At 58.9% G+C, this 19,674-nt stretch carries 20 protein-coding genes and 5 tRNA genes; 11 read left to right on the top strand and 14 right to left on the bottom strand.

Translation table 11 applies throughout. The features are described 5' to 3' along the window. Positions 1–9 precede the first annotated feature (9 nt). The 6 genes from sthA to phaC form a co-directional block, all read right to left on the bottom strand. Positions 10–1,416 carry a Si-specific NAD(P)(+) transhydrogenase gene (sthA, locus tag EV561_RS19400; RefSeq protein ID WP_132523939.1) on the bottom strand — a complete coding sequence of 469 codons (1,407 nt, stop codon included), beginning with the start codon at positions 1,414–1,416 and terminating at the stop codon, positions 10–12. A 101-nt stretch (positions 1,417–1,517) separates the two neighbouring features. Further along, on the bottom strand, positions 1,518–2,114 hold the full coding sequence (locus EV561_RS19395; protein ID WP_132523938.1) for a tyrosine-protein phosphatase: 597 nt from the start codon (positions 2,112–2,114) through the stop codon (positions 1,518–1,520). A gap of 197 nt (positions 2,115–2,311) precedes the next feature. After that, positions 2,312–3,163: a DNA repair protein RadC gene (gene radC, locus EV561_RS19390; RefSeq protein ID WP_132523937.1), complete on the bottom strand. Its 852-nt coding sequence runs from the start codon at positions 3,161–3,163 to the stop codon at positions 2,312–2,314. 8 nt (positions 3,164–3,171) lie between these two features. Further along, on the bottom strand, positions 3,172–4,002 hold the full coding sequence (gene map / locus EV561_RS19385) for a type I methionyl aminopeptidase (RefSeq protein WP_132523936.1): 831 nt from the start codon (positions 4,000–4,002) through the stop codon (positions 3,172–3,174). A gap of 3 nt (positions 4,003–4,005) precedes the next feature. Continuing rightward, positions 4,006–4,755 carry a DNA/RNA nuclease SfsA gene (gene sfsA / locus EV561_RS19380; protein ID WP_132523935.1) on the bottom strand — a complete coding sequence of 250 codons (750 nt, stop codon included), beginning with the start codon at positions 4,753–4,755 and terminating at the stop codon, positions 4,006–4,008. Between the two features lie 45 nt (positions 4,756–4,800). Next, positions 4,801–6,645, bottom strand: a complete 1,845-nt coding sequence (gene phaC / locus EV561_RS19375) for a class I poly(R)-hydroxyalkanoic acid synthase (protein WP_132523934.1) — start codon at positions 6,643–6,645, stop codon at positions 4,801–4,803. 155 nt (positions 6,646–6,800) lie between these two features. On the opposite strand from phaC, the gene EV561_RS19370 reads away from it, so the two are divergent. The 4 genes from EV561_RS19370 (at position 6,801) to recJ (ending at position 12,300) form a co-directional block, all read left to right on the top strand. Further along, positions 6,801–7,214 carry a hypothetical protein gene (locus EV561_RS19370; RefSeq protein ID WP_132523933.1) on the top strand — a complete coding sequence of 138 codons (414 nt, stop codon included), beginning with the start codon at positions 6,801–6,803 and terminating at the stop codon, positions 7,212–7,214. 229 nt (positions 7,215–7,443) lie between these two features. Beyond that, complete coding sequence (locus EV561_RS19365) at positions 7,444–8,664, top strand: LL-diaminopimelate aminotransferase (protein WP_132523932.1); 1,221 nt, start codon at positions 7,444–7,446, stop codon at positions 8,662–8,664. Positions 8,665–8,726: 62 nt separating this feature from the next. Continuing rightward, a complete protein-coding gene (locus tag EV561_RS19360) occupies positions 8,727–10,049 on the top strand; it encodes a homoserine dehydrogenase (RefSeq protein WP_132523931.1) in 1,323 nt (440 codons plus the stop codon). Between the two features lie 448 nt (positions 10,050–10,497). Continuing rightward, positions 10,498–12,300 (top strand): single-stranded-DNA-specific exonuclease RecJ, encoded by a 1,803-nt coding sequence (gene recJ, locus EV561_RS19355; protein WP_132523930.1) that lies wholly within the window; start codon positions 10,498–10,500, stop codon positions 12,298–12,300. Between the two features lie 57 nt (positions 12,301–12,357). On the opposite strand, the gene EV561_RS19350 is transcribed toward recJ, so the two are convergent. From EV561_RS19350 to gloA, 5 genes are all read right to left on the bottom strand, one after another. Further along, positions 12,358–12,432, bottom strand: a tRNA-Glu gene (locus EV561_RS19350). Between the two features lie 138 nt (positions 12,433–12,570). Then, positions 12,571–12,645, bottom strand: a tRNA-Glu gene (locus tag EV561_RS19345). A gap of 90 nt (positions 12,646–12,735) precedes the next feature. Further along, a tRNA-Glu gene (locus tag EV561_RS19340) sits at positions 12,736–12,810 on the bottom strand. Positions 12,811–13,035: 225 nt separating this feature from the next. Continuing rightward, positions 13,036–13,971, bottom strand: coding sequence for a hypothetical protein (locus tag EV561_RS19335; protein ID WP_207910560.1), 936 nt, complete (start codon positions 13,969–13,971; stop codon positions 13,036–13,038). Positions 13,972–14,255: 284 nt separating this feature from the next. Then, positions 14,256–14,696, bottom strand: a complete 441-nt coding sequence (gene gloA, locus EV561_RS19330) for a lactoylglutathione lyase (RefSeq protein ID WP_132523929.1) — start codon at positions 14,694–14,696, stop codon at positions 14,256–14,258. Positions 14,697–14,892: 196 nt separating this feature from the next. On the opposite strand from gloA, the gene EV561_RS19325 reads away from it, so the two are divergent. Both EV561_RS19325 and EV561_RS19320 read left to right on the top strand, forming a co-directional pair. Beyond that, positions 14,893–15,471: a cold-shock protein gene (locus tag EV561_RS19325; protein ID WP_132523928.1), complete on the top strand. Its 579-nt coding sequence runs from the start codon at positions 14,893–14,895 to the stop codon at positions 15,469–15,471. A gap of 13 nt (positions 15,472–15,484) precedes the next feature. Continuing rightward, positions 15,485–15,994, top strand: a complete 510-nt coding sequence (locus EV561_RS19320) for a DUF192 domain-containing protein (RefSeq protein ID WP_132523927.1) — start codon at positions 15,485–15,487, stop codon at positions 15,992–15,994. Positions 15,995–16,035: 41 nt separating this feature from the next. Here EV561_RS19320 and EV561_RS19315 read toward each other — a convergent pair. Further along, positions 16,036–16,112: transfer RNA gene (locus tag EV561_RS19315), tRNA-Pro, on the bottom strand. A gap of 90 nt (positions 16,113–16,202) precedes the next feature. Next, positions 16,203–16,391 carry a hypothetical protein gene (locus EV561_RS19310; protein ID WP_132523926.1) on the bottom strand — a complete coding sequence of 63 codons (189 nt, stop codon included), beginning with the start codon at positions 16,389–16,391 and terminating at the stop codon, positions 16,203–16,205. A 315-nt stretch (positions 16,392–16,706) separates the two neighbouring features. On the opposite strand from EV561_RS19310, the gene EV561_RS19305 reads away from it, so the two are divergent. The 4 genes from EV561_RS19305 (at position 16,707) to EV561_RS19290 (ending at position 18,156) form a co-directional block, all read left to right on the top strand. Continuing rightward, positions 16,707–17,012, top strand: coding sequence for an ETC complex I subunit (locus EV561_RS19305; RefSeq protein WP_132523925.1), 306 nt, complete (start codon positions 16,707–16,709; stop codon positions 17,010–17,012). A gap of 52 nt (positions 17,013–17,064) precedes the next feature. Continuing rightward, positions 17,065–17,141 (top strand) — tRNA-Arg (locus EV561_RS19300). 299 nt (positions 17,142–17,440) lie between these two features. After that, entirely contained in the window at positions 17,441–17,644 is a 204-nt protein-coding gene (locus tag EV561_RS19295; RefSeq protein WP_132523924.1) for a hypothetical protein, read from the top strand. A gap of 11 nt (positions 17,645–17,655) precedes the next feature. Further along, entirely contained in the window at positions 17,656–18,156 is a 501-nt protein-coding gene (locus EV561_RS19290; RefSeq protein ID WP_132523923.1) for a DUF2721 domain-containing protein, read from the top strand. Positions 18,157–18,334: 178 nt separating this feature from the next. Here EV561_RS19290 and EV561_RS19285 read toward each other — a convergent pair whose 3' ends face one another. Continuing rightward, on the bottom strand, positions 18,335–18,679 hold the full coding sequence (locus tag EV561_RS19285) for a helix-turn-helix domain-containing protein (RefSeq protein ID WP_132523922.1): 345 nt from the start codon (positions 18,677–18,679) through the stop codon (positions 18,335–18,337). A 106-nt stretch (positions 18,680–18,785) separates the two neighbouring features. On the opposite strand from EV561_RS19285, the gene EV561_RS19280 reads away from it, so the two are divergent. Then, complete coding sequence (locus EV561_RS19280) at positions 18,786–19,532, top strand: glucose 1-dehydrogenase (RefSeq protein ID WP_132523921.1); 747 nt, start codon at positions 18,786–18,788, stop codon at positions 19,530–19,532. Positions 19,533–19,674 lie beyond the last annotated feature (142 nt).

Below are 19,674 nucleotides of genomic sequence, written 5' to 3'. Positions count from 1 at the left end.
GACTGATCTTCAAAGCTCGGACTTGATGTCGCCCATGCGGTTACCGGCGTCGAGGCCGGCGATCTTGTAGGCTTCGGCAAGCGTCGGGTAGTTGAAAGTGTTCTCGACGAAGTATTCGACCGTGCCCTTGAGGTTCAGGACCGCTTGGCCGATATGGACGAGTTCGGTAGCGCCTTCGCCGACGATATGGACGCCGAGCAGGCGGCGGGTCTTCAGAGAGAAGATCATCTTCAGGAGGCCGGTATCCAGGCCCATGATATGGCCGCGCGAGGTTTCGCGGAACCGGGCGATGCCGCATTCATAAGGGATGCCGCGTTCCTTGACCTCTTCCTCGGTCAGGCCGCAGGTGGAGATCTCCGGAACGGCATAGATGCCGTAGGGGAAGTATTTCTGCGGCTCCTTGGCGATCGCGCCGACGGCCACGCGGGCCGCGATACGACCCTGTTCCATCGAGGTGGAGGCAAGGCTCGGGAAGCCGATGACATCGCCTGCGGCGAAAATATGGGGAACGCTGGTGGCAAAGGTTTCCGGATTGACGCTGAGGCGGCCGCGGCTGTCCGCTTCAAGGCCCGCAGCGGGAAGATTGAGCGTATCCGTCGCGCCCATGCGCCCGGCCGCGAAGAGTACCATGTCGGTGACGATGCGCCGGCCATTGCTCAGCGTCAGCTCCACCTTGCCGTCAGGAAGCTTTTCAACCTTCTCGGCCTTCTGGCCGAGGTTCAGCTTCATGTTGCGGTCGCGCAGCTGATAGGTGAAGTCCTCGACGATTTCCTTGTCGATGAAATCGAGCATGGTCGACTTGGGGTCGAGCAGGGTCACCTGCGTGTCCAGTGCACTGAAGATGGTCGCGTATTCGATGCCGATGACGCCGGCGCCGATGACGACCATCGACCGTGGCAGCGCCTTCATCTCAAGAATCTCGTCGCTGTCGAGGATGGTTTCTCCGTCGAAAGGCATGTAGTCCGGGCGGAAGGGCTTCGTGCCGACGGCGAGAAGAATGCTCTCTGCGCTGACATGAAGAACTTCACCGTCGTCCTTGGTTACCTCAAGCGTCTGCGGGTCGACGAAGCTCGCCTTGCCCCTGATGTGGCTGACCCGGTTTCGGGCAAACTGGTGCTCGAGTACCTCGACTTCGTGATCGAGGGTGATGAGCAGGCGGCGGCGCAAATCTTCGGCGCTGATCTCCTGCTTGACGCGATAGGCCCGGCCATAGAAGCCGCGCTCGCGCCAGCCCGAAAGGTTGAGCGCGGTTTCGCGCAGGGTCTTGGAGGGGATCGTGCCTGTGTGAACGGAGACACCGCCCACGCGCTTGCCTTGCTCGATGACCAGCACGCGCTTGCCGAGCTTGGCTGCCTGTATGGCGCCTCTGCGTCCAGCCGGACCGCTGCCCACGACGACGAGATCGTATTGATACATCGAAAAGCCCCGAATGATTGAATTGGAACAATATCGCGACAGTAAATGTCGCTCATCAATCGGTAGCCGGTCAATGTTACAGATTGTCTAACGTTGGTAGCTCAAGAGCTGGAAAAGCCGAGCCAGGGCTCGAGTTTTTCAAAACTTCTGTCCATGGCGTAGGCGCGGCTGATCGAAAGCGGGATGTGACCGTAGATAATCGACATCTGTCCTTCGGCAACCGTTTCGCTACGCTTCGAAATCGCGGCGAGATAAAGAGCAGCGGCGAGACCCGTGCGGTCCGCCCCGGCCTGGCAATGGATCAGGAGGGGCTTCGGCGCATCGCGCATTAGTTCGACGAGACGTGCGGCCTCCGGCTGTGTCAGTTCCCGGCCGGAAGACATGCCGAAATCGATGTGGTTTATATCGAGTTTCCTGGCGGCTGCGATTTCATCATCGTACCAGTCGCTACCGCTATTGTCGCCGCGCAGGTTGATGATCGTCTTGATACCGTAGTCTTTCTGGAATTCGGCGATCGTCGAAGCGGATGGCTGCGACGAGCGATAGACCTCTCCTGGAACGACGGCGTGGAAGTTTGTGGTCGCGAGCATGTAGCCATAGAAACCGCCAACCAGAAGCGCGAGCAGCGCAAGCGTGCAAAGCAGCCCCTGGCGAAGAAGGCGGACAGACGAAGCAGGGCGTGACGCAGTCTTGGGCATGGAAGCTCCGGGCAGACCACGCCAAACAGCCGGCGACGGTCACAGTAGTTGCTTCCGTCGGTTGCCAGCATCAGGGGCGGGATGGGACCGGATCGGGAGCATCCAGTCTATGCCAAAGCATGCTGACGAATACCTGAAACTTAAATGAGGTGAGGATGAGAAGGCTATCGCGATAACGATCGCGGCACATCTGATCTTCAGATCAGACGCAAGCCTCTAAGGCTCGCATGTCCGTCCTTGCCGATGATGATGTGATCATGGACGGTAATGCCGAGAGGCTTCGCGGTGTCGATGATCATCTTCGTCATGTCGATATCGGCGCGGGACGGTGTCGGGTCGCCTGATGGATGGTTATGGACCAGAATCAAAGCGGTAGCCGATAGTTCCAGGGCACGCTTGACCACTTCGCGTGGGTAGACCGGCGTATGATCGACGGTACCAAGGCCTTGCACCTCGTCTGCAATCAACGCGTTGCGCTTGTCGAGGAAGAGGAGGCGAAATTGTTCGCGCGATTCGTGGGCCATCGCCGTGTGGCAGTAGTCGATGACAGATGACCACGAAGCCAGCACCTGCTTGCCGCGAAGTTCGCTCTTCAGCATGCGCTGTGCAACCGTCGCCACCAGCTTGAGATCGAGTGCCACTGCTTCGCCGACACCCTTGACCTCCTGCAGCAGCACAGCCGGTGCTCCAATAACGCCGCCGAGCGTTCCGAAACGGTCGATGAGCGCCTTGGCGATCGGCTTGGTATCGCGGCGAGGAATAAGCCGAAAGAGCAGCAGCTCAAGGACCTCGTAGTCGGCAAGCGCCGCTTCACCTCCGTCGCGGAAGCGATTGCGCAGGCGCTCGCGGTGGCCGTGATAGTGATTGCTCATGTCGGCAGGAGCGGCAGAAAGCTTTGCCGGCCTTTTCAGGCTACTGCTTTTCGGAGGCTGCTCTGCAAAGAACAATCGCTCGTCAAAGAGCGGCGTATCGCCCTCCGTTTCCAAAATCCCGCTATCGTCGATCGGCTGATTGCCGTAGTCCGCAGATGGAGCGGGGCTCTTGGCCATGGGTCACCCTAGAGAGGAGGCAAGCCCGGCCGATCCAGACCGGCTGGCGACAATGTGAATATCTCGCAGCCCGTGGCGGTGACACCGACGGTGTGTTCGTATTGCGCCGATAGCGACCGGTCGCGCGTGACCGCAGTCCAACCGTCGCCGAGCACTTTGACATGCGGCCGGCCGAGATTGATCATGGGCTCGATGGTAAAGATCATGCCCTCGCGCAGTTCCGGTCCTTCGCCGGCCCGGCCATAGTGCAGGATATTCGGCGAATCGTGAAAAAGGCTGCCGACGCCATGTCCGCAGAAGTCGCGCACGACCGAGCAGCGCTCTGCCTCCGCATAGACCTGGATCGCTTCACCGATGGCTCCCGTTCGCGCACCGGGGCGCACGGCTGCAATGCCTCGCATCAGCGACTCGTAGGTCACTTCCAGCAGCCGTTCCGCCGAACGCTTGATCAGGCCTACCGGATACATGCGGCTGGAATCGCCGTGCCAGCCATCCAGCACGAAGGTGACGTCGATGTTGACGATATCGCCTTCGCGCAGTGGCTTCTCATTGGGGATGCCGTGACAGACGACGTGATTGATCGAGGTGCAGGTCGATTTGGTGTATCCGCGATAGTTGAGGGTCGCGGGATAGGCGCCGTGATCCATGCCGTACTCGAATACGAAACGGTCGATATCGTCGGTCGGGATGCCGGGTTGTACAAGCGCTGCGAGCTCGTCAAGGCAACGCGCCGTGAGTTGGCACGCTTTGCGCATCCCTTCGAACGCATCCGGACCGTAGAGGCGGATGGCACCTGTATTTTTAGACGGCGCCGTCGACGCTTCGATGTAATTCACCATGGATCAGCTTTCAGCAGTCTTTTCTACACTTTTACATAATGCAGCTATGCCGGGTTCGTCTATCGGTATCAATCCCGCAGGTATTATTTCACTCGGCGAAATCTGGCATTTGAGAGCATAGGCTTCGACACCGCGTGTGAGCGCTCGATCGAACGCGCTGGCATAGAAGCGGTCGAGATCGGAGCATATCCGGAAGCGATCGCAATCATGCCGCTGTATGACATATAGCATCACCGCGCGGTGACCCGCTTCGGCCATGTCGCCAAGCTCTTCCAGGTGCTTGGCGCCGCGCGCTGTCACCGTATCGGGAAATTCCGCAAGAGCCGGTGTCCGCATGAAATGCACGTTCTTGACCTCGACATAGGTGGTAGGCCTGAGCGGATCGGTCAAGAGAAGGTCGATACGCGAATTGCGGCCGTATTTCTGCTCGCGCCGGACAGTCGTGTAGTCCCCGAGATCCGCGACCTGTCCCAAGGCAATGGCCTCCGCCGCCACCCGGTTCGGCATTGCGGTGTTGACCCCAACGATCGTTCCATCGGCTTCGATCATCTCGAAGACGTGGCGATATTTTCGCGTAGGACTGTCATGTTCGGAAAGCCAGATGCGTGAGCCCGGTGTCGTCAAGCCCTGCATCGAGCCGGTATTCGGACACGAACCCGTAATGATTTCGCTGCTCTCAAGCTCTGCATCGAAAAGGAAACGCTTGTAGCGGGAAATGAGGCGGGCAGGGACGAGGGGCTTATCGAAGAGCATGAAATATCTTGCTGTTTTGCGCGAGCATGACCGAAAGAATGCGCCTCAGGCGCGTTCCATGACGTAGGAGCCCGGCGCTTCCTCGATGGCGTTCAATGCGCCGCCACCGGGTTTGCGGGCCGGCACGCGCTTGGCATCCTGCGCTTCGATCCACGCCTGCCAATGCGTCCACCACGAGCCCGGCGTCTCCTTCGCCTCCTCCAGCCACTGTTGATAGTCGCCGGCCGGCTTGCCGCCGGTCCAGAACTGGTACTTGAGCTTGTCCGGGGGGTTGACGACGCCGGCGATATGTCCCGAGCCGGTGACAACGAATTCGACCGGACCGCCAAACAGGCCGCTGCCGAGGAAGACCGATTTCGCCGGGGCTATGTGGTCCTCACGGGTAGCGAGATTGTAAATGGGAATTTTGACGTCCTTGAGCGACAGCTTCTTGCCGTCCAGTTCCATCGTTCCCTTGCTCAACGTGTTGTTGAGGTAGCAGTTGCGCAGATAGAAGGAATGATTGGCTGACGCCATGCGGGTCGAATCGGCATTCCAGAAAAGCAGGTCGAAGGGCAGGGGCTCCTGGCCCTTGAGGTAGTTGTTGACGAAATAGGGCCAGATCAGTTCCGAGGCGCGCAGCATGTTGAAGGCCGTCGCCATCTTCGATCCGTCGAGATAGCCCGTCACACTCATCTGGGCTTCCAGCGCGGAAATCTGCTCCTCATCGACAAAGACCTTGAGATCGCCGGCATGGGTGAAATCGACCTGGGTCGTCAGGAAGGTTGCGGTCTTGATGCGCTTGTTCTTTTCCTTGGCATGAAGAGCAAGCGTCGCCGCCAGCAGCGTGCCGCCGACGCAGTAGCCGATGGCGTTGACTTCCTTTTCGCCTGTCGCCTTCTCGACGGTCTCAAGTCCGAAATCGATGCCTTCCCTTGCATAGGACGTCCAATCCTTCTCGGCATGCCGGGCATCCGGGTTGACCCAGGAGATGACGAAGACCGTGTGTCCCTGCTCGACGCACCATTTGATAAAGGATTTCTGCGGATTGAGATCGAGAATGTAGAACTTGTTGATCCACGGCGGGCAGATCAGCAGTGGTCGCTTCAGCACCGTTTCCGTGGAGGGTTCATATTGGACGATCTGGCAGACGTCGCTTTGCGCGATAACCTTTCCCGGCGTCAGCGCCATGTTGGTACCGATCGCAAACTTGCTCATGTCGGTCTGCCGCAGCCGAAGGTCTCCGCCGCCGGCGCCGATGTCCTCGGCAAACATCTTCATGCCCCTAACGAGATTCTCCGCGTTGGAAGCGACGGTTTCGCGATAGAGCTGCGGATTGGTGGCGACGAAGTTAGTCGGTGACAGTGCAGCCGTGATCTGCTTGACGTAGAAGGAGGCTTTATGGCGCGTATGGTCGTCGAGCCCTTCCGCATCATTGACCAGTTTCTCGGTCCAGCCCGACGTCAACTGGTACGTCTGGCGCAGGAAGGCAAAGAAGGGGTTTTTCCGCCAGTCCTCGTCGGCAAACCGCCTGTCCTTGACAGAAGGTTCGTCTGCCTCGGGTGCCGTCTCATTGCCCGCCAGCCGCTGCATGGTCTGGGTCCAGAGCCCGAAATAGCCGGATAGCAGATGGGTCTGCGCCTCCAGGGTGCGACGGGGATCGGAGAGCCAATATTCCGCAACCTTCGAAAGGGTCTTGACCATGTCGGTCATCGGGTCGGCCAGCGTTTCCGGCCGCTCCCCGCGTTCGCGCGGGCCGAGCCACGCGGATGCAGCCTGGCCGAGATTTTCGAGCGCGCGCGCGAAATTCATGGCCATCGCTTCGGGATCTTTAACGATATAGGCCTCAAGCGATTTCGAATCGAAATCGGAGCTTTTGCCCTCACTTGAATCCCGCTTGCTGTCGGTCACGCATCATCCTCCGGCGGCAGCTCAGTCTGTTTTCCATTTGTACATCTTGCTGGAAACGGAATACAAGTTCCAAGACGGGTAGTTGACACTCTTGCTTTGCCGCGCCGACAACTCTAACAGTTTGCGACGCGGGCGCAGGACAGATAGGGCGATTTATGAGCGGCGGTATGGTGACGGGGTTCGACCGATATTTCCTGGTATGCGGCGTCTTGATGCTGGCATTGGCGGGATGCTCGACGCCGGCGGAGCGAGCGGCCTGGGCCGCAAAGCGCCAGGCGCCACAGGCCGTCATCGTAAAGTCGGCCAGCGGGAAGCCGCTGAACGAATCGACGACCGATCATACCTCGGATGGTTTCCCCACATTCAACAATCCGCCGACGGCCGCCAATGTCCAGATCAGCAACGATCAGGCCACCGATCTGCAAAAGCAGCTGACGGCACTCGGCGCCGCGCACAAATCCGGTGCGATCAGCCAGGCCGAATACGACAAGCGCGTCGCCGAGATGCGCAAGCTTGCCGCCGAACATGGCCAGGATACGCTCGATCAGATCAAGCAACAGAGCCAGTAAAATAGCCTTGCCTTTCCGGCAATTTGGACGCAAAGCGTTCCGACAGGCTGAATTTGATGTATCCTGCTGGTTCATGACGAATCTGAAGGGCTGACTGCCTCAGATTCACCGCATCCATTTGCATCAGGTGAGAATACGGGCGCCGCGATTTCGAAGTTCGTGTCGCGGCTGTTCGGGAGACGAACGAACTTCGTTGCAGCCATAGTGGCTGAGTCCCATGAGGAAAGAGATGGAAGAGTTTCATAAAGTCCGACGCTTGCCGCCTTACGTTTTCGAACAGGTCAACCGTTTGAAAGCCAGCGCGCGAGCGGGTGGGGCTGACATCATCGACCTCGGCATGGGCAATCCGGACCTTCCGACTCCGAAGGCGATCGTCGACAAGCTGTGCGAAGTGGTTCAGGATCCGCGTACGCACCGTTACTCATCCTCCAAGGGCATTCCGGGACTGCGCCGGGCCCAGGCGGCCTATTATGCGCGCCGCTTCGGCGTGAAGCTCAATCCCGATACGCAGGTTGTAGCCACGCTCGGCTCCAAGGAAGGCTTCGCCAACATGGCGCAGGCGATCACCGCTCCTGGCGACGTGATTCTCTGCCCGAACCCGACCTACCCGATCCACGCTTTCGGCTTCCTGATGGCGGGCGGCGTTATCCGCTCCCTGTCAGTCGAGCCCGACGACAGCTTCTTCCCTCCGCTGGAGCGGGCGGTACGTCATTCGATCCCGAAGCCGCTGGCGCTGATTCTCAACTACCCGTCGAATCCGACCGCCTATGTGGCGACGCTCGATTTCTACAAGGAAGTCGTCGCCTTCGCGAAGAAGCACGACATCATCGTGCTCTCGGATCTGGCCTATTCCGAAATCTACTTCAACGATGCACCGCCTCCGTCAGTGCTCGAAGTCCCGGGCGCGATAGACGTGACGGTCGAATTCACCTCGATGTCCAAGACATTTTCCATGCCCGGCTGGCGCATGGGCTTTGCCGTCGGCAACGAGCGGCTTATCGCAGCGCTGACCCGCGTCAAGTCCTACCTTGATTACGGTGCTTTCACGCCGATCCAGGTTGCGGCAACCCACGCGCTGAACGGTGACGGCTCCGACATCGCGGAAGTGCGCAGCGTCTACAAGCGTCGTCGCGACGTTATGGTTGAGAGCTTCGGCAAGGCCGGCTTCGAGGTTCCTCCGCCGGAGGCGACCATGTTCGCCTGGGCGAAGATCCCAGAAAAGTTCCGTCATCTCGGCTCGCTGGAATTCTCCAAGCTGCTCGTAGAAAAGGCTGACGTTGCCGTCGCTCCGGGCATAGGTTTCGGCGAGATGGGCGATGACTATGTGCGCCTGGCGCTCGTTGAAAACGAGCATCGCATCCGCCAGGCTGCTCGCAATATCAAGAAATTCCTTTCGACGGCCGACGAGACGATGCACAACGTCATCTCGCTCAACGCCCACCGTTCATAAGACGATCAAACTCCCGGCAGCCGTTTTCGCGGCTGCCGCATCAGAACTATCAGGATCATTCCATGGCAGACGCCCTCAAAATCGGCATTGCGGGCCTGGGCACCGTTGGTGCCTCGCTCGTCCGTATCATCCAGCAGCGCAGGAACGAACTTGCCGTCACCTGCGGGCGTCCGATCGAAATCGTCGCCGTTACGGCTCGAGATAGCACCAAGGATCGAGGCATCGATCTTGACGGTATCGAATGGTACGGCGGCCCGGTCGATCTGGCCCAGAAGGCCGACATCGACGTCTTCGTCGAGCTTATGGGCGGTGCCGAAGGTGCAGCCAATGCTTCCGTAAGGGCGGCGCTTGCGCGCGGTCTCCATGTGGTGACCGCCAACAAGGCTCTGCTTGCCTATCACGGCGTCGAACTTGCAACGATCGCGGAAGAGAAGGGCGCGCTTCTCAATTTCGAAGCGGCGGTCGCAGGCGGCATTCCCGTCATCAAGGCGTTGCGCGAGTCACTCACCGGCAACACGATTTCCCGCGTTTACGGCATCATGAACGGCACCTGCAACTACATCCTGACCCGGATGGAGAAAGAGGGCCTGTCCTTTGCCGACTGCCTGAAGGAAGCGCAGCGTCTCGGTTACGCCGAAGCCGATCCGGCCTTCGACATCGAAGGCAATGATACCGCTCACAAGCTGGCCATCCTGACCACGCTTGCCTTCGGCAATCGCATCGCGGCTGACGACATCTATCTCGAAGGCATCACCAATATTTCGATCGACGACATCCGTGCGGCCGCCGATCTCGGTTATCGCATCAAGCTCCTGGGCGTCGCGCAACGCACCGAGACCGGCATAGAGCAGCGCGTTCATCCGACCATGGTTCCACAGGATTCGGTGATCGCGCAGGTCGATGGCGTGACCAATGCGGTGGCGATCGAATCCGATATCCTCGGCGAACTGCTGATGGTCGGCCCCGGTGCCGGCGGCAATGCGACCGCCTCCGCGGTGCTCGGCGATATTGCTGACATCGCCAAGAGCCAGCCCGGCGCGCAGCGTGTGCCCGCTCTTGGCCATCCCGCCGCCGCGCTGGAGCCCTACCGCAAGGCGCAGATGCAAAGCCACGAGGGGGGCTATTTCATCCGTCTGACGGTTCAGGACCGCACCGGTGTCTTTGCCAGCGTCGCAACGCGCATGGCGGAAAACCATATTTCGCTGGAATCAATCGTACAGCGCTCCAAGCAACATCTCTCGCCCTCGGAGCATCAAACGATCATCCTCGTCACGCATGCAACCACCGAGGATTCGATCCGCAAAGCCGTTTCCGCGATCAAGACGGAAGGCTATCTTGTCGGCGAACCACAGGTCATCCGGATCGAGCGTCCGAAAGCCGGTTAAGCGCGAATTCTGTCCGATTACGGTTGATTTTACGAAAGTTCGCCTGATTTTTTCGGGCGGACTGCACTTTTTTGCATGAACCATACCCCATAAGTTGTATATTACAATTTCCGAAAATATAGGCTATGCCTTATTCGGGCTTGTTCGAGCTTGTTGGGGCGTTCATCGAATGAAAGCGTATGCTGAGCCACCTGCCGGGAGCAGGAAAAACGATTGTGATGGGCAAAAACGGAGCACGGAGATCCTGGGCGACTCCGTGGACGACGAATATCACGAGGGTCGCAACTGGGCGGTCTTGCTCATATTGACCGCCATCATCGTTTCCTGGGCTATCGGCCTCGTCTTCCTAATATGGTCGGTCTTTGGATAAAGCTTTGAATAGGCAAACCGCCCCTGTTCTATTCGCTTCGCTCCTGTAAAAAGGAAGCAATGCGAACGGAATTCTGGAATGGTTGAAGCGGTAGATCCTGTTCAGAGGGCTTTTTTGGGCGTGGAGCGTTCCGTTTCGGGGAACCGCTGGATATCGCGTCTCGATCAGGCAGGGCAAAATAGAGCCCTGGCAATCGCCCAGACCTTTGGTTTGCCGGATTTGATCGCCCGCGTACTGGCCGGACGAGGTGTCGCTGCCGAAGAAGCCATGGCTTTTCTCGATCCGACGATCCGCAATCTGATGCCTGATCCCCACAGCATGACCGATTGCGAAAAGGCAGCCCTTCGCCTGCTTGAGGCAATAAAGAGGGGCGAGAGAGTGGCCATCTTTGGCGACTACGATGTGGACGGCGCCGCGTCTTCCGCGCTCGTCTATCGTTTCCTGCGCCATTTTGGTGTGGCTGCAAACATCTACATTCCGGATCGCATCTTTGAAGGCTATGGACCCAATCCCGTCGCCATCAACCAGCTTATCGACAATGGCGCCCATCTGATCGTAACCGTCGATTGCGGCACCACCAGTTTCGAGGCGCTGGAAGCGGCGAAGGCGAGGGGCGTCGATATCGTCGTCATCGACCACCATCAGGTTGGTCACGAGCTGCCGCCATGCCATGCGCTGGTCAACCCCAACCGCGAAGACGATCTGTCCGGGCAGGGGCACCTCTGCGCTGCGGGCGTCGTCTTTCTGGTGCTCGTGGCGGCGCTGCGCATGCTTCGCGAAGCGGGCGATCCGCGTGTCCGCTCCATCGATCTGCTGGCATGGCTCGATATCGTCGCACTCGCGACAGTCTGTGACGTCGTTCCACTCAAAGGGCTGAACCGCGCCTATGTGGTCAAGGGCCTGATTGCCGCGCGGCACCAGGGCAATGCCGGCCTGTCTGCACTGTTTCGCAAGGCGGGGCTCGGCGGCCCCGTTACGCCCTATCATTTCGGCTTCATGATTGGCCCGCGCATCAACGCCGGCGGTCGTATTGGCGATGCAGCGCTGGGAAGCCGACTTCTGACGCTTGAAGACAATGGCGAGGCGGAAGCGATCGCCGAGCGACTGGACGACCTGAACCGCGAGCGACAGGCCATGGAAGCCGCCATGTTGCAAGAAGCCGACGCGGAAGCGCTGGCGGAATATGGCAATGGCGACGGCGCCGCTGTCATCATCACGGCAAGGGACAACTGGCACCCCGGAATAGTCGGCCTTATCGCCTCGAGGCTGAAAGACAAGTTTCGGCGTCCGGCCTTCGCCATCGCTTTCGATCCCTCGGGGAAGGGAACGGGCTCCGGCCGCTCGATCAATGGCTTTGACATGGGTCGCATGGTGCGCGCTGCAGTCGATGCCGGGCTACTTGTCAAAGGCGGCGGGCATGCGATGGCAGCCGGCTTGACGGTCGAGCGTGCAAATCTCGGCAAGCTGCGCGCGTTTTTCACGGAGAAGGCCGAAAAGCAGGTATCCGGTCTTGTGGCAAACGAAACCCTGAAGATCGACGGCGCTCTCGGTGCGAGCGGTGCGACAGTCGAGTTGGTCGATCAGCTGGAAACGGCTGGTCCCTATGGTTCCGGTCATCCGCAGCCAATATTTGCCATTCCCGCCCATCGTCTGCGTGATTCGCGCTTGGTCGGCCAGTCTCACATCAAGATCACGCTGGAGGCGCAGGATGGCGGCCGGCTGGAAGGCATAGCATTCCGTTCTGCCGAGACGCCGCTCGGCGATCTGCTACTCAACTCCCGTGGCGCACAGCTTCATGTCGCCGGCACGCTCGGAGCCGATCACTGGCAGGGTTCGCGACGCGTCCAGCTGCGCGTCACGGACGCGGCAAAGGCCCCATAGCTCGTAGAGCACGGACGCTCTTCGAGCACAAAGCTGCAGAAATTTGCTTGAAGAAAGTGGCACGCCCTAGGGGAGTCGAACCCCTCTTTACAGAATGAAAATCTGTCGTCCTAACCGATAGACGAAGGGCGCGTGCTGTGGCGCCCTTATAGTCAGGGTCCTCTAATGCTGCAAGCGCAAAAACGAGAAAAAATTCGCCGATTAGCGAGATTTTTGCGAGACTTGTGGAAAACTACCGCCTGCCGGGAAAGCCACTGGGTGGAGACATTATGGTACGCCCTAGGGGAGTCGAACCCCTCTTTACAGAATGAGAATCTGTCGTCCTAACCGATAGACGAAGGGCGCAAGCATCGTCATGAACAAGCACTGACATAAAATAGTCATCGATGCGGATGCCCGCAAGGACCATGACGAATTTGCGTGATGGAAAGACAGTGGCACGCCCTAGGGGAGTCGAACCCCTCTTTACAGAATGAAAATCTGTCGTCCTAACCGATAGACGAAGGGCGCGTGCTGTGGCGCCCTTATAGTGGGGTGATTTCATTCCCGCAAGCGGCTATTTCGCTTTTTTCTCAAAAAAATGACAGAAAGATCAAAGCTGGCGAAAAAAGCGAATGCCGTGCGTAAACAAAACCTTACGTCACTTTGCAAATGTGGGTTTTGCCGAGCTGCCAAGCGCCAGCGGTTTGGAACTCAGGCCCAGCGCTGTAGATTCACCCGGCCGCTGCACGGTACCTAGAACTGCACCGGCAGCTTGCCAACCATCACCTTGTCGCGATCAACGGCACTTGCGGTCGGCGCATCACCACGCCGGAAAGCGATCGGTTGCTTCAGCGACGCAGCCATGCCCGGTGTCATGGAAACGTTAGGGACGATCCCCTTCGGCATCGGTTTGCCGATAACCTGAATCCGATTGGAAGCGGAGTTCTGTCCTTGATCTTGACCCTGTTGCGCCTTGGAAGCGGTCATATGCGCAACCATCAGGGCCTCCTTGCTATCGATCGTGTGCGCCTTCAATCCGCGCGCAGGCATGATCTTGGACGGTGTGGCGTCAGAAACCGGTTTGGTGAAGGCCGCGGCCGTGTGGATCGGCGGCTGACTGCCCTGCGGAACAACATTCTGCGAGGATTGCTCCTCAGGAAATATGTCTATCCCCTGCGGCTGCACCGGCTGCTGGACCGGCGCCGGCTGCACCATCGAGGCAGGAGCGCTGTAGACGCTGCGCATGACCGGCGTGATTCCCTGGGAGGAAAGAGCGCTGGTCGCATCCTGTCCCGATGGTATTCCGCTTGCCTGGTCGGGCATCTGAGCGACCGGCATCATTGCCGAAGAATAGATGCTGGTCCTGTTTGCATTGACCGCCGTGGGCTGCGTGACCAGGCCTGCGATGCCGGCAGGGCTATCGGCCGCAGATCCGGGCAATGGCGGCGCGGACGAGGCCATCAGCATCGGAGTATCACCGGGGGAGGCCAGCAACGGCACCTGCCGGCCGGAAGCGGTCCGCACCATCGGATCGCGATAGCCGCCCTGCTTGTGCGCATTCGCTTCCGCCTTGGCGTTCAGCGCAGCGGCCAATTGCTCCGCGGCCGTCGGCGCGGGCTTTGTTTCGGCCGCTGCTGCCGCCACTTTCGTCTTTCCGCCGGTCGTCATGCAACCGGATAGCGCAAACATTACGATCGCAACGGCCGCGCCGGTCGCAAGAAAATGTCTGCCAGGTTTTGTTTGCCGGTCGCTTTGCAAAGGACGTACCCCGTTCCTGATGGACAAACATCGGGGCCGCCCCTTCATGGGTGCGAATCATTGCGTCGCGGGAACGAGAGACGGAACCGCGGCAAATCCGATGCTTGATGCTTCGAGTCGCACCAAGCATGCTGGCGGGGAATGGAAGCGGCAAGCACGAAGAAGCCTCATGGGGCAACATTCGCAAATGCCGCAAGCCTCGCGAAAGCCCGGGCCTACCAGGCGCCGGTGTTGGGCATGGAAGCCCACGGTTCGGCTGCGGGAAGGTTGGCGCCCTTCTGCAGAATTTCGATCGAGATGCCATCAGGCGAGCGGACGAAGGCCATGTGTCCGTCACGAGGCGGGCGGTTGATGATGACGCCATTATCCATCAATTTCTGACAAATGGCGTATATGTCATCCACCTCATAGGCGAGGTGACCAAAGTTCCGTCCCCCGGTATAGTCCTCGGTGTCCCAATTGTAGGTGAGCTCAAGACAGGGGGTGGAATTGGCTCGTGCTGCTTCGATGTCGTCGCTGGCGGCAAGGAAGACAAGCGTGAAACGGCCCTTCTCGTTTTCATAGCGGCGGACTTCGGTCAGGCCGAAAAGGGTCGTGTAGAAGTGCAGCGAGGCATCGAGGTCTTTGACGCGGACCATGGTATGGAGATAACGCATTATATTTCCTCTCTAATGTTGTCTTTGAGCGACCAGCCGATGTAGCGTCAGCTTCAGGCAAGTCTTGGCCTTCAATTCTACAGTTGGGAATAATCGAAAACTAGGACTTGCGCTTTTCCGTTACCAAGATGTTAATCTTGATTTCAAGAATCAGTTAACCGTAACAGTGTGACGCGTAATCGAGGGGCTGGATAACATGGGTGATAGAATTTCAGCAAAAGGAATCGCCGACTACGAAGAGTTGTCGGGCGAAGCTGTTGAGCTCATTGAAATCACCGGTGTTGTCAAATGGTTTGACGTTGCCAAGGGCTTCGGCTTCATCGTCCCCGATAACGGCCTCCAGGATGTCCTCCTGCACGTGACCTGCCTTCGCCGCGACGGCTACCAGACCATCCTCGAAGGTACACGAATCGTAGCTCTGATCCAGCGGCGCGAGCGCGGATACCAGGCCTTCAAGATCCTCTCCATGGATCAGTCTACGGCGGTTCACCCGTCGCAGCTGCCGCCGGTGCGCACGCATGTTCAGGTTACCCCCACGAGTGGTCTGGAGCGAGCGCTGGTAAAGTGGTTCAACCGCACCAAGGGATTTGGTTTCCTGACCCGGGGCGAGGGGACGGAGGACATCTTCGTCCACATGGAAACCCTGCGCCGTTTCGGCCTCACGGAACTGCGGCCGGGACAGGTGGTTCTGGTGCGTTTCGGACCGGGCGAAAAGGGGCTGATGGCAGCGGAAATCCATCCCGACTCCCCAAGCCCGATCACCCGGGCTCACTGAGCGGATCGGCATCATGAAGGCGTCTCACCTCGCTATCCTCAAAAGCGCCTCGATGGCGCTTTTTTTGTTGGGCTCCATGCCTGCTTTCGACGCGCATGCCGCGGTCACCCAGCAGCAGAATATTCAGTTTGCAAGCGAAACGCTGACAATCACCCCAGCCAAGGGCGAAGCGCGGAAGTTCACGGTCGAACTTGCGCTCACCGACCCGCAGCGTGAATACGGATTGATGTTCCGCAAATCCATGCCGGCAGATCACGGCATGCTGTTCGATTTCGGCACATCGCGTCAGGTGATGATGTGGATGGAAAACACCCAGCTGCCGCTGGACATGCTGTTTCTGGATGAAAAGGGCACCGTTACCCATATCCAGGAAAATGCGGTGCCCTATTCGGAAGACATCATCGATTCCGGGCAGCCTGTGAAATACGTGATCGAGCTGAACGGCGGAATCGTTAAGAAACTGGGCCTCGCCGTCGGCGACCGCGTCTCAAGCCCGACGATTGCCAAGGGGCTGAAGAAGTAGGCCTACTTCTTACACAAAAACAACGATTTAAGGGGATTTATTGGTCGGAGTGGAGAGATTCGAACTCCCGACCCTCTGGTCCCAAACCAGATGCGCTACCAGACTGCGCTACACTCCGTACCGATAATGCAGCGGAGATACACGGTTCATACCTCTGCTGCAACAGCTAAAATTGCTCTTCCACCGGCACGCTGCGATTGAACTGCCTTCAAACGAATCCGACGGGTGCGGTCACGATCTTCCGGTCTGCACCATAGTCGCGTTCGTGGGACGACCGGTCATTGTTGTTGGTGCGCAGGCCCGTCTTATACTCTTGAAACATCCCGTCGGCGTAGGTGCCGGTATCGTCAGTTTCGATCGGTTCGTCCCGCTTGGTCGAAAAAATTTTGAAGATCATTATTCGTATCCCTCCAGATCGCCGCTTTAACGTCTTGGCCTCGACTGCGTTCCATCATACATGAGAAAGTGTTAAAAAATTAACCATGTTTGTTAGTTAGTCGACCGGCTGGTTATCATTGTTCCGATTGCCATTTTTGCTTGAACGCAGAGGGATTCGCGGCTAAGCAAAATCGGTATTCCCATGGGGTCCGTGGCTCGATCTTCCGGTCAGCAGCCCCCGCATCGGAATGAAATGGATTGGTTTTCGCCCTTTCGGTGCGAGACGATAGAGGCAAGGCGGGAAATTCCCGCGTCATCAGGAGGCGCTGCAGAGATGTCTGCCAAGATTTACCGTCCCGCGAAAACGGCCATGCAGTCGGGCAAGGCGAAAACGAACGTGTGGGTTCTTGAATTCGATCAGGAAATGCCGCGCAAGATCGACCCGATCATGGGTTACACCTCTTCCGGCGATATGCGTCAGCAGTTGAAGCTGACCTTCGAGAGCCAGGAGCAGGCGGAAGAATACGCCAAGCGCAACGGTATCGAATACCGCGTGATCGCTCCGAAGGAATCGATCAGGCAGGTTCTTTCCTACACCGACAATTTCCGCTTCAACCGCACGCAGCCCTGGACGCACTGAGCGTTTATCGCTTATTGCCTTTTTCACTGCCGGTTCAGCACGGCGGTGTTTGGGCCCCTTAGCTCAGCTGGATAGAGCAAGTGCCTTCTAAGCACTAGGTCGCAGGTTCGAGCCCTGCAGGGGTCGCCATAATCCACGGTTTCGAGCCGCCTGAGGTCCAACTGAGGTCAGTCGCGGCCGGCGCTAGGACGCAGTTCTGCAAGCGCGGACAGCGGCCGCCCGTTCTGGACCGGGTGGCCCTTTGCACTATTCAGATTTCTGTCTGCCGGCCGCCGTCGGCTCAAGACAACCAGTTCCGCAGATGACCGCAACCGGATTTACTGTAACGTACTTCCCTTGGGACGCATCGCCTGTACCATCGCTATCCGGAAGCTCGTGCAGCCTTCAGTCAGGAGTGGCGTAGCGGGGTGGGTGTAATGAGATGGCAGTTGGCAATATTCGCTTTTGCACTCTTGTTGGCGAATCCCTCGGTTGCGCAGGAAGCGACAAAATCCGACACGTTGCGACAGGCGCGTTGCGAGGCGCCGGCGGACCCGCCTTTCAAGGACGGCTTGCTTCCAAAGGACGCAATTGCGGCGCTGAAGGACGGACAGGCGGTCGACCTGGACGACAATCCCATCCACCACATTTAGGCCGGCCTCCAATGAACCCCGTGCTATCCGATCTGCTCAACGCCCCGTCGCCCGATCAGGTCTCTCAGGTCATCTCGCATTCTATTGCCCCCTCCTTTCTTCTGGGGGCAGTAGCAGGCTTCGTTTCGCTGTTGTCATCGCGCCTGAACGGGATTCTGGACCGCATACGCGACCTGAACACGCTCCCCGAAAACGAGCACGCAATGAGCCATCTAAGGGCAGATCTGCCGAGGCTCAGGCGACGGGCGCGGCTCGTCAACAGGGCCATATTCTACGCGGTCATCAGCGGTGTCGTGGCCACGCTTCTGGTCATCTTCTCGTTCATCAGCGCATTTTTCGGGCGGCAGCACGTGCTTGGTGCCGGCTTCCTGTTTCTGGTCGCGCTTTCTCTCCTCGCGGCGGCGCTTATCATCCTGGCGGTCGAGGTGCGCATTGCTCTCAACGAGTTCGACGAATTCGATCACCATGCCGTCGGTCTCGATCCTGGGAGTTCCGACCCGCGACTTCGCTGACAACTAGCCTGCCTCGTCGATCCTACAGTGCATGTGGTGGATGTTCACTCGAGCCGAACCACAACCGGGATTGCTGCGCTACCGAAAAGCTACCGCAACAGGCCGTCGCTTCCGAATTCGTCCCATCCGCTCAAACCGGAAGCGTTCCCGCTGTAGCTTGCGGGCCTAACAACCCGCTTCAACCTGCTTTCGCCTCTCCGGGAGGCGGTCCGTAAGCGCTCAGAATCGCCGCAAGGAGACCGGGAAAGCGGTCGTCCACCTCCATGCAGCGCGAATGATTGCGCATCTCCACGCCATGGCGCTCACACCGGATGAGGCCTGCCTCACGCAGCACTTTGATATGTTGCGATAGCGACGATTTGGGGATGACGCGTGCGCCCAAATTGGAAAAGGCAGTGCAGGTGCCCCCAGAGCCGATGCCCGCAATTTGCGCATAGATGGCGACCCGCTCCGGATCGGAGAGGGCATACAGGATCGCTTCGGGCCGAACGTCCTCGATTGCTGGGTGAAAGAGCGGTCTCATGAATTTTTATATAGGGGCACTTGACATTGGTATCAACAGTTCTGAATTTCTGAACTATGGAACAAGCCGTCAATTCCGGCGGCAATCCTGGTCGAAAGGAACGAACATGTCGAAGCTCGCTGGAAAAGTCGCCGTTGTGACGGGAGCCTCCAAGGGGATCGGTGCCGCCATCGCCAAGGCGCTGGCCGCTGAAGGCGCGCAGGTCGTCGTGAATTACGCTTCGAGCAAGGCGGGCGCGGATGCCGTCGTGCAGGCAATCAGCGAGGCCGGCGGCAAGGCGATCGCGGTCCAGGGCGATGTCTCCAAGGCCGAGCAGGCAAAGGGACTGATAGACGCTGCGGTCAGGGAATTCGGCCATCTCGACATTCTGGTCAACAATTCCGGCGTCTACGAATTCGGGGCGATCGAGGAAATTACCGAGAAGCACTACCACCGCATGTTCGATGTGAACGTGCTGGGCTTGCTGCTGACGACCCAGGCGGCGGTCAAGCACATTGGTGAGGGCGGTAGCGTGATCAATATCTCGTCCGTGGTGACCAGCCTGGCGCCGCCGGCCTCCTCCGTCTACACTGGGACCAAGGGAGCGGTGGACGCCATCACCAGCGTGCTTGCCCATGAATTGGGTCCGCGCAAAATCCGGGTCAATGGCATCCTTCCGGGTATTGTCGAGACGGAGGGTACTCACACCGCCGGGTTCATCGGTTCGGATTTTGAGCGCAATGCAGTGGCCCAAACGCCGCTCGGTCGTGTCGGCCAACCGGACGATATCGCCGCGATCGCGGTTTTCCTCGCTTCCGACGATGCGCGCTGGCTGACGGGCGAGCGACTGGTTGCCAGCGGCGGTTTCCGCTGACGGCAGGCTGAAACGGGGCGTGCCTCTTCGGGGCACGCACATTGCGAGGCGTCCAAAGCGATCCGATCGGGACGCGATCGCTTGTCGGCCCCAACGAACCGTGTCCGGGTCTTCTGTTCAGGGGCTCCAGGCCCATTCTCGA

It is taken from the genome of Rhizobium sp. BK376 (genome assembly GCF_004341625.1).
Classification (GTDB): Bacteria; Pseudomonadota; Alphaproteobacteria; order Rhizobiales; family Rhizobiaceae; genus Rhizobium.
This window is presented reverse-complemented; position numbering and strand designations above follow the sequence as displayed.

Coding starts and splice junctions, on each gene's coding strand:
- EV561_RS19285 (WP_132523922.1), bottom strand. CDS start 18,679: ATGAGACCGCTCTTTCACCCAGCAATCGAGGACGTTCGGCCCGAAGCG.
- EV561_RS19320 (WP_132523927.1), top strand. CDS start 15,485: ATGAAGGCGTCTCACCTCGCTATCCTCAAAAGCGCCTCGATGGCGCTT.
- EV561_RS19280 (WP_132523921.1), top strand. CDS start 18,786: ATGTCGAAGCTCGCTGGAAAAGTCGCCGTTGTGACGGGAGCCTCCAAG.
- EV561_RS19310 (WP_132523926.1), bottom strand. CDS start 16,391: ATGATCTTCAAAATTTTTTCGACCAAGCGGGACGAACCGATCGAAACT.
- EV561_RS19395 (WP_132523938.1), bottom strand. CDS start 2,114: ATGCCCAAGACTGCGTCACGCCCTGCTTCGTCTGTCCGCCTTCTTCGC.
- sthA (WP_132523939.1), bottom strand. CDS start 1,416: ATGTATCAATACGATCTCGTCGTCGTGGGCAGCGGTCCGGCTGGACGC.
- EV561_RS19365 (WP_132523932.1), top strand. CDS start 7,444: ATGGAAGAGTTTCATAAAGTCCGACGCTTGCCGCCTTACGTTTTCGAA.
- EV561_RS19325 (WP_132523928.1), top strand. CDS start 14,893: ATGGGTGATAGAATTTCAGCAAAAGGAATCGCCGACTACGAAGAGTTG.
- EV561_RS19370 (WP_132523933.1), top strand. CDS start 6,801: ATGAGCGGCGGTATGGTGACGGGGTTCGACCGATATTTCCTGGTATGC.
- EV561_RS19290 (WP_132523923.1), top strand. CDS start 17,656: ATGAACCCCGTGCTATCCGATCTGCTCAACGCCCCGTCGCCCGATCAG.
- recJ (WP_132523930.1), top strand. CDS start 10,498: ATGGTTGAAGCGGTAGATCCTGTTCAGAGGGCTTTTTTGGGCGTGGAG.
- sfsA (WP_132523935.1), bottom strand. CDS start 4,755: ATGCTCTTCGATAAGCCCCTCGTCCCTGCCCGCCTCATTTCCCGCTAC.
- gloA (WP_132523929.1), bottom strand. CDS start 14,696: ATGCGTTATCTCCATACCATGGTCCGCGTCAAAGACCTCGATGCCTCG.
- radC (WP_132523937.1), bottom strand. CDS start 3,163: ATGGCCAAGAGCCCCGCTCCATCTGCGGACTACGGCAATCAGCCGATC.
- EV561_RS19335 (WP_207910560.1), bottom strand. CDS start 13,971: ATGTTTGCGCTATCCGGTTGCATGACGACCGGCGGAAAGACGAAAGTG.
- EV561_RS19305 (WP_132523925.1), top strand. CDS start 16,707: ATGTCTGCCAAGATTTACCGTCCCGCGAAAACGGCCATGCAGTCGGGC.
- EV561_RS19360 (WP_132523931.1), top strand. CDS start 8,727: ATGGCAGACGCCCTCAAAATCGGCATTGCGGGCCTGGGCACCGTTGGT.
- map (WP_132523936.1), bottom strand. CDS start 4,002: ATGGTGAATTACATCGAAGCGTCGACGGCGCCGTCTAAAAATACAGGT.